3 protein-coding genes are annotated in these 2,669 nt (G+C 57.5%); all 3 read right to left on the reverse strand.

Annotated elements, in window-relative coordinates:
- Positions 1-494 (reverse strand): MarR family winged helix-turn-helix transcriptional regulator (locus NW820_RS11700; RefSeq protein WP_414407570.1); only part of this gene is annotated, 494 nt, incomplete at its 3' end.
- 243 nt (positions 495-737) lie between these two features.
- Complete coding sequence (locus tag NW820_RS11705) at positions 738-2,078, reverse strand: alkaline phosphatase (protein WP_414407571.1); 1,341 nt, start codon at positions 2,076-2,078, stop codon at positions 738-740.
- Positions 2,079-2,333: 255 nt separating this feature from the next.
- Positions 2,334-2,669: DUF4129 domain-containing protein (locus NW820_RS11710; protein WP_414407572.1), on the reverse strand; the 336-nt coding region annotated here is incomplete at its 5' end.

The raw sequence follows: 2,669 nt of genomic DNA on the forward strand, positions 1-2,669 counted from the left end.
AGGCAAGCCTGGATCTGCGCCATCTCCGAGGGATCCAGCTTTTGGAAGCGCTCTTTCAAGTAGGCGACGTGGGCCGGGAAAATTTCCTCAAACAGTTTTTCCCCCGCTTCTGTCAGCACGACCTTAAAGCAGCGTCGGTTTTCCGGGGGCACTTCCCGGCGCACCAGCCCTTTTTGTTCCAGGCGATCCACAATGCCGGTCAGTGTCCCTTTGGTCACCAGCGTTTTTTGGGCCAAGACATTCATGGTCATCCCAGGGGTATTGCCAAGGGTAACCAACACATCGAATTGGGGAGCCGTCAGCCCCATTTGCCGAATGTGAACCCCGGCGTAATTTTCAAAAGCTTGGTAGGCCCGCGCCAGATCCCGCAACAGCCCCAAAAAAGGCTCACGGGCCGCCAATACCGTCCCCCTCAGCGGAACAGAGTCCTCAGGCTTGAGAACCTCGTCGCTTTGGAGAAGGGGGGATGGAGAGGAGTCAGCGGGAGTGGGCATGGTTGAAGATCGCAGTTCGCGTTGGTGGAACAAACTCAAACCCAAAGGACAGTCTCGGCTCCATGATAGCCCACTGTAGTACAGTTCTAACGCAAAATGAACTACGTCTATCTGCTTTGCTGAGCTAGCCCCTTCGCCGTTATGTGGTTCTCATAAAAAAAGGGGATCCACTGGATGGATCCCCCGTGACGGACAGAGCTTGTGGGGCAAACACCCGCCCAAGGCAGGTGACCACAGCAGACACTAGGGCTTCAGCTCGCTGGGGATGCGCTCCCCGAAGAGCACGAAGTAGAGAATGCGGTAGATGTCTGTGTTCAGGATTCCAGTGACCGGCACTAGCTCTCGAGCGTTCAGGCCCGCAGCGCGAGCGATGACTCCACTGCCGACGTCATCTCCGGTAGCCCAAGCCACGGCAAAGGGAAAGCGCTTGCCATTCTTGTCAGGAGCAGAAATAAACGGCTTTGTGCCCGTGCCGTCAACTCCGTCAATGGGGGCACCACTGCCTTTGGGGTCAGTAGGGGGCAACGGCTCATCGGCGGACTCGACATCCACCAACTGCATGCCACCGGCATTGCTGTCGCTGGTGGTGATCATGAAGGTCTTGGGATTCTTCTCGATAAAGTTGAGAATCACCCCGATGGCATCGTCGGCCCGCTTCATGGCCTCCAGGCAGCCAGAGGCATTGAGGTTGTTGCACATGTTATCAGTGCCCTCTTCTTCGATGACGGCGAAGAAGCCCTTAGGATTGCGGGAGATCCGCGCCAGGGCAAATTCGGTCATCTCGGCAATGGTGGGGGCGCTGGCGATGTAGTTGGGCAAGTTTTCTTTCCGCAACTCTTCTTCAGGCTTGTCGTAGAAGGTGTCCTCGACGTTGAACACCCCCAAAACTTTGGAGACATCTGCCGGCAGCTTGAGCAGCTCGTCGCGGGTGTAGACAACGGCGTACCCCTTTTTCTTGGCCTCCTCAATCAGGTTGCGGCCATCCTTGCGCTTCCCTTGGCCAAAGCGGCCCTGGACACCTTCCGGCAGCAGCCATTCCTCGCCAGCGCCGAGGATGATGTCTACCCCTGACTCCACCACCTGCAGGGCAATCTCCTCATAGTCGCTGCGCTTGGCAGCTTTGGCAACGAAGGCAGCCGTCCCCGGCTCAATGATGGATCCCGTTTGCACCAGAGCCGTACCCAAGCCTGCCGCCACAGCCTCTTCCATGATCGTGTTCAGGGTGCCGTTGGCAGAGGGGTACTCTTTGCCGTCCGGATCCAACCCAAAGCTCTTGGCGTGGACACGAGTTCCTGTGGCATGGGTCACCGCTCCGGCGTTGGAAGTTCCCCCAAGCTGGTCGAAATGGTGCCCGCGATAGGTGGTAATCACGGGAAGACGATCCCAGTTCAGAAAGCCATCGGGGCCGTAGTGGAGAATGCGTGTGATGTCCCAGTGGGAAGCTGAGGTTCCATCTGGGTGAAAGAAGATTGCACCGTTGCCGGTTGGCTTAGGCGCCGCTTGAGCCACACTAGAGGAAAAAACTGACGAGGACAGCAGACACAAAGTTGCAGCCAAAGCCGCCCTCAAAGAATAGCTACGCATAGCTAACACGCCCTTGCTCGTTCGAAGCTGAACGTTAAAAACGTAACACAGCTTCAGATGAGTTTGCAAGGGCATAGCAATGCAGCAGCGCGAAACGTGCCTGAAGCGAGTGCGCCACTGAGCGATTTCCCCGTCTGACAGTGCAGCTTACGGGGTCTATAACTAACGTTAACTATCTCTTAACTGTCTCATAACTGTCAAGGCTTCTCGCAGGGCTTTTGGGGTACCTGCTCCAGGGCATAGCCGTCCTTCTGGTCAGGCGGCTCTTCTGGGGGTTTTGGCCAGTGGCTGCCATGCTCGTCTGAGCTGTTTGAGTTGCTGTTGCCAGCGCTGCAATTCGCCCGCCTCCAACGGGATCCCACCGAAGCGCACCTCCAGGTAGCGCTCCAAGAACTGGATGGCCACCTGGGCTTGTGGTAAGTCGGAGTGGCGCAAGTGTTCCAGGCAGGCCTCAGGGCCTAGGTGGGCTGGGATCCCCACCGCCGTCGCCAGATCCCGCAGTTGCAGATAAAGCCTTGAGATAAGCTGGCGGCGCTGCTGCGACTTGGGTAGAGCCGCCGGGATCCAGCGCATCCCAGCAAAGGCCAGACT

The organism is Synechococcus sp. R55.7 (assembly GCF_047461955.1).
Lineage (GTDB): Bacteria > Cyanobacteriota > Cyanobacteriia > Thermostichales > Thermostichaceae > Thermostichus.